This is a genomic window from Telluria sp. RT2P19 (assembly GCF_059685725.1).
In genome coordinates, this window is record NZ_JCASIL010000039.1 from 1 (window position 1) to 5,715 (window position 5,715).

General features: G+C 62.9%; 3 protein-coding genes and 1 pseudogene. 3 read left to right on the forward strand and 1 reads right to left on the reverse strand.

The genetic code is table 11. The features are described from left to right. Positions 1-365: 365 nt before the first annotated feature. The 3 genes and pseudogenes from AC56KW_RS26025 to AC56KW_RS26035 all read left to right on the forward strand — a co-directional run. Positions 366-2,028 (forward strand): annotated as a pseudogene (locus tag AC56KW_RS26025) (DUF2339 domain-containing protein); the annotation flags it as partial. Between the two features lie 51 nt (positions 2,029-2,079). After that, positions 2,080-3,285, forward strand: coding sequence for a DUF2339 domain-containing protein (locus AC56KW_RS26030; RefSeq protein ID WP_497173531.1), 1,206 nt, complete (start codon positions 2,080-2,082; stop codon positions 3,283-3,285). A gap of 18 nt (positions 3,286-3,303) precedes the next feature. Beyond that, positions 3,304-4,746, forward strand: a complete 1,443-nt coding sequence (locus AC56KW_RS26035; RefSeq protein WP_497173529.1) for a DUF3999 family protein — start codon at positions 3,304-3,306, stop codon at positions 4,744-4,746. A 63-nt stretch (positions 4,747-4,809) separates the two neighbouring features. Here AC56KW_RS26035 and AC56KW_RS26040 read toward each other — a convergent pair whose 3' ends face one another. Beyond that, the gene (locus tag AC56KW_RS26040) at positions 4,810-5,220 is read right to left on the reverse strand and encodes a DUF2061 domain-containing protein (protein ID WP_497173530.1); all 411 of its coding nucleotides are present in this window, start codon (positions 5,218-5,220) and stop codon (positions 4,810-4,812) included. Between the last annotated feature and the right edge of the window lie 495 nt (positions 5,221-5,715).

The following is a 5,715-nucleotide window of genomic DNA, read 5'->3' on the forward strand; positions in this document are numbered from 1 at the left end:
CTGAGACACTCGAGAAACTGCCTACCTGCCCGAACAGCCGAATCGATTCGCTGCTGCCATTTCCGGACTCTACGCCGACCTGATTCCGCTGTGAAGGTGGGGCGGTTGGACGCTTACCAACATCACACGTTGAGGCGACTATGCATGAGCTCGGCTTCGTGGTACTGGCAATCCTGGGTTACCCGTTTCTTGTCGCATGGCTCATGGGATTGAGCAAAGAGAGCAGAATCGCCGACCTGGAGAAGCGGCTCAAGGCCTTGAACGAGCAGCTACACCGAATCACGACGCGCCGATCTCGCACGAAGTCCGCGCGGCAACCTGACAACATGGTTCCGGTTGTAGCGCCACTGCCCGATTTCGCCAAGATGCCTCCGCCCGAGCCGACGCCCGAGCCGGCAATCCCTGTCAGCGCCCAAGCCACGCCCCCATTTCAGGAAGAGCCAGTTCCGGCTCCCTACCTGGAACCACCGCCACCACGCTGGCTCATTGCCGCCCGGAACTGGCTTTTGACCGGCAACCTGGTCGCCAAGCTCGGTCTCGTGATCCTTTTCATCGGCATCGGCTTTCTGCTCAAGTATGTCGCCGTGACTTTTACCATCCCGATCGAGCTGCGCCTGGCCGCCGTGGTCCTGGCCGACATCGGATTGCTGGCCTGGGGGTGGCGCCTGCGCTTGACGCGCAGGGAGCTCGCACTGCCGATCCAGGGTACGGCGATCGCCATCCTGATGCTGGTGATCTTTAGTGCTTATCAACTCTACGCGCTGATCCCTTCCGGTTTCGCGTTCGCACTGCTGGCGTGCCTCACCGCTTTTACCTGCCTGCTGGCAGTCCTGCAAGAAGCCCCCTGGCTCGCGGTTTTCGGCATCACCGGCGGCTTCGCATCTCCCGTGTTACTGGCGAGCGGCGAAGTCGGGAACCACATCGCACTCTTCACCTACTACGCACTGCTCAACACCGGCGTGTTCGTCCTGGCCTTCATGCGTTCATGGCACTCGCTCAATCTGCTGGGGTTCGTCTTCACCTTCATCATCGGCGCCGCCTGGGGCGGGTTGCGCTACTCCCCGGAATTCTTGGTCGGCGCAGGTGTTCCTGATCCTGTTCTTCCTGTGCTACGTTGCGATTCCGCTTGCGTTCGCGACCCGTGAAAGAACGCGCAAGAAGGACGACGTCGACATCACGCTGGTCCTGGGCACGCCGCTGCTCGCATTCGGGTTCCAGGTCGGCCTGGTCAGAGACATGCCGTTCGGCCTTGCCTTTACTGCGCTCGGCCTGGGCGGATTTTATCTGGCCCTCGGCATCTCGCTGTGGCGCAGCGGACAGGAGCGCTTGCGCCTGATGGTCGAGACCTTCGCCGTAGTTGGCGTCATCTTCGGCACGCTCGCCGTTCCGTTTGCGCTCGATGCGCGCTGGACTTCGGCCGCATGGGCGCTCGAAGGCGCAGGATTTGTCTGGCTCGGCCTGCGTAACCGGCGTCAGCTTGCCCTCGTATTCGGGCTGCTGCTGCAAGTGGGCGCCTGGGTGAGCTTCATCGCCGCAGCGACCGGTCTCACTGCCGACACTGCACTCGCGGCCAAGCTATGGCTGGGATTCCTGCTGCTCGGTGCCAGTGCATTCGTCATCGCGACCGACCTGCGCAAGCATGCGGGCGATGACGACTGCTTGCGGGAGGTTGCCGGGGTCGGCCTGTTGCTGGCCGCAGTCGCCCTGCTTGGCGCATGCTGGAGCGAAGCGGTCCTTCGTACCGCCCGCGGCGCCCTGGCGAACTGGATGGTGAGTGGCGCCTTGTTTACGGCCGTGCTGTTGTACCTTGTCGGCGTCCGCACGGCGTGGCCGCTGGCGCGCGGGCTGGCCCTGGCGGCCCAGATCGCAGGCGCCGCGGCCGTGGGAATCGTCTGTGCGCGGGGATGGTCGTTCACCGCGATGCTCGAGACCAGCGGGGAACAGCCCCTGCTGGGCGTCGTCATGCTGGCCGTCGCGGCATTCGTGACCAGCCGCATGCTGCGGCGCGCCGACGTCGGGCAGCCAGATGCCGGGCAGTCCGGCAGCGCGGCCGCCTCAGCCCTCCTGCTGTGGGCGGGCATCTGGTGGTTCGGTCCCGTCCTTAAAATTGCGGCAGGCAGGATGATCGATTTCCTGCCTGCGGAGCTGGGTAATCCAACTGCGCGCTGGACCTTGATGTACGCAGCGGCGGTCGCGCTCACCACCATTGCCGGCATGCGGCTCGCACCACGCCTGGCGTGGCCGCAACTGCGCTGGCTCGCCACTGCCTGCTGGGGCATGCTGGCCCTGGTCACGGCGGCCACCTTGAAAACGCTGTATGCGACGCACACGCTACCCGAAGCGGCGAGTTGGATCGCCTGGGCGATCCTGTGGGCCAGCAGCGAGTATGCGATGCTGCGCTGGAGCGCAGGCGGTGCGGAACTCAATCGATACCTGCTCGGATTCCTGCACGCGGTGCGCACCGGCGGACCGTGGCTGGCCCTATGGCCCGCCGGCGCCATCGTGATCGACAGCTGGCTTGCCGGGCCCACCGATCCGCTACTCGCGGTACAAGCCGATTGGGCCATCGATGCCGCCTGGAGCAACTACCTGCCGAGCTGGTTCATGATGCTGGCCCTCGTGTTCCTGCTGCGCCGCAGCCTGGCCGACGGCTGGCCATGCGCACCGCTGGGCCAGTGGTATCGCACTGTCGTCATCCCCAGCGGCACCGCATTGATGGCGATGCTGGTCGTGGTCTGGAACCTGGGCCATGACGGCGCCATGGCCCCCTTGCCCTATTTGCCGCTGCTGAATCCTCTCGACCTGACCACCGGCTTCGTGTTGATGCTGTGGGCCAGTGCGCTGCGCCAGCTCGCCAGCCAGGCCGGACTTCACAACGCGCTGCTGCAGCGGCTGAAGATCGGCGCGGCAATCGCCGCCTATGTCTGGTTCAATCTCATCCTGTTGCGCAGCGTGGCGCACTACGTCGGCATCGACTACCGATTCGGCGAGCTGGCCGCTTCGCAGTTCGTGCAAGCCATGCTGTCGCTGGTGTGGAGTACGAGCGCGCTGGTGCTCATGCGGTTTTCCGCGCGCTTGGCAATGCGGCGTGGTTGGTGGGGCGGGGCCGTCATGCTCGGCGTCGTGGTCGTGAAGTTGTTCCTGGTCGACTTGGCCAACGGTGGCAGCATCGCGCGCGTGGTGTCCTTCGTTGGGGTTGGGCTGCTACTGCTGCTGGTCGGCTACTTCGCGCCATATCCAAAAGCAGCGCAAGGCGCGCCGTCGGCTGCTTCTGCTCCTGCTTGATCTGAACTGGAGAATACCATGTGCGCATTTCCCGACCGGCATGCCGTCGTCGCTGCGGCGCTGATGATGTCCTTTACCGGCGCCGGCGCCAGTCCGGGCGATGCGCCGGACCGCTATTCGCACATCCTTGCGCTCAGTGTCGGCGCCAACCAGGCAGTCATGCAACTGCCGGTGCCGCGCGATGTGTATCTCAACGCGCGTTCGCCGGAACTTGACGACCTGCGAGTGTTCGACTCCGTAGGCCGGTCGATGCCGTTCGCCTTGGTCGACCTGGCGCCTCCAGCGATCGTGAACAGGCCCGCTACGCCGGTTGCCATCTTTCCCGTGCACGGTCCTGCCCGCGATGCCGACCGTGTGCACGACAGCCTGCAGATTCGTACCGGAACCGATGGCGCGGTCATTTCGGTGACGGCTCCATCGCGCACGGTCAGCGATGAGCTGGTGAGCCTCGTCCTCGACCTGAGAGCAGCCGCACGCGCGGCGCAGGTCGATGCGGCGGCGCCAGTAGGGGCCCTGGCTTTGTCCCTGCCGCCTGGGATAACAAGTTACAACGCCTGGGTAGCGCTCGACGTCAGCGACGACCTGCAAAGCTGGCACGAGGTGGCCAAGGCGGCGGTGAGCTGGCTGGTCAATGAACAGGGGGCGAGCGTGCAGAAGCACCGCATCGAGTTCGCGCCGCGACCGTTGCGCTACGCCCGCATCCGTTGGCTGGACGGCAGGCCGGTCGCATTCTCTGCGATTCATGCCGAGTATGTGGTGGAGCGGCCGACGGCCCGGCATCAAGAAACCATCGTCCTGCAGGGTATTCCAGGCACCGAGGGGCGGGACCTGATTTATACGGCGCCGATCGCGGTGCCCGCGCGTTCGCTCGGCCTCGTGTTCAAGGGCCAGAACATCGTCATGCCGGTGCAGGCTGGCCAGTATCAGGCCGCCCGCAAACGCAAGGCGGGTGAGCGGACTTCGCCGAAGTTGCAGTCGCTGGTGAACGCGACGTTCTACCAGATGGTCCAGGACGGGCACCATCGGGCATCGGGTGATGTCGAGATTCCCGTGACCCATGCTTCGCAGTGGGTCGTGCGGCCCCAGACCGAGGTGTCCGAGCACCCGGATTTGCGTCTGGGCTGGACACCCGCGAGTATGGTGTTCGTTGCCGGCGGCACGCCACCTTACCGCCTTGCTTTCGGACGCACGGGCGCGCGTTCGGTCCGTGTCGGTTTGCCCCAGGTCGCGCCAGGTTTCAGCGCACGTGAGCTGGCCTTGGTCGAGGCGGCCAAGCCCGGCGATTTGATACGGCAGCAGTTGTCCAGCAAAACTGCAGACGATGTCGCCGCCAGCGAGTCAGGTAGCCAGCGCGGATGGCTATGGGCGCTGCTGGTCGGGGGTGTCGTGGCACTGGCGGCGATGACATGGCATCTTTTCCGCCAGCTTAAGGGCGGCGCACCCGAGCCGCCGCCGGCGTGAATTTGGTGCACGTAAAAAAAGCCCGCCGGTGGGTGACTGGCGGGCTCGGTGATTGGGGCTGCTTCAGGCGGCGTGCATTCCACCATTGATGCGCAATTCAAGCCTGTCCCAGAACCGGTCGTGGATCGGAAGCAGCAGCACATTACATACTGGCTCCAGGATCGCGACCAGGCCACCGAAAGCGAGCGAGCCGGTCGCGCCATAGATGACGGCGAAGGCCACGCCCATATGCATCAGCGTCTGGCTGACCTTTTCGGCGGCAATCCTCACATAGCGATCACGCTCGGAATCCGCTCGCGCACGGACGGCGGCCCAGGCCTTCTCATGGAAGGGGAGGAGGAGAACGTTGATCACTGGCTCGATGATGACGGCCAGGCCGCTGAACATGACGGAGCCGGTCATTGCGTAGGCGATCGTGAAGGCGATCGCCATGTGGGTGATGACCTGACTGGTTTTCTTCGCTGCGATGACCATGACGTTGCCTGTTTACTTCGGTTGATGACTGTAGAGCCAATGATAATGATTCTCGCTTATGGCTGAAAGCGAATTATCTTGAACGGTTTGATAGTGTTCGACTATCAGGCGCGATGCAAGAGGCATAAGGAAGGGCTTGCACAGTGTGTCATCGTTTTGTTATAGTCTCGTTCTCCCGACGCAGACGCAGTCTCCAAGACAGCGAAAAGCGAAAGGAAAAAGAGGGTTGACGAGATTTAAGAAACGCTTCATACTCTCTCTTCTCTGCTGCTGACGAACACAACGATTCGAAGCAAACAGCAGATGATGCAGTACCGAATAAAGTTCTTTAAAAATTAACAGTCGATAAGTGTGGGCGTTTGATGAAGGTGCCAAGAGCTTCGGTTCTTGATTACTTAAATTATCAAATGTTCACGAAAAAGAAATACGTTATCTCAGCAATGAGGTGACGGTCAGTATTTTGAGTGAGCGACCCCTGCAGCAATGCAGGGTGAC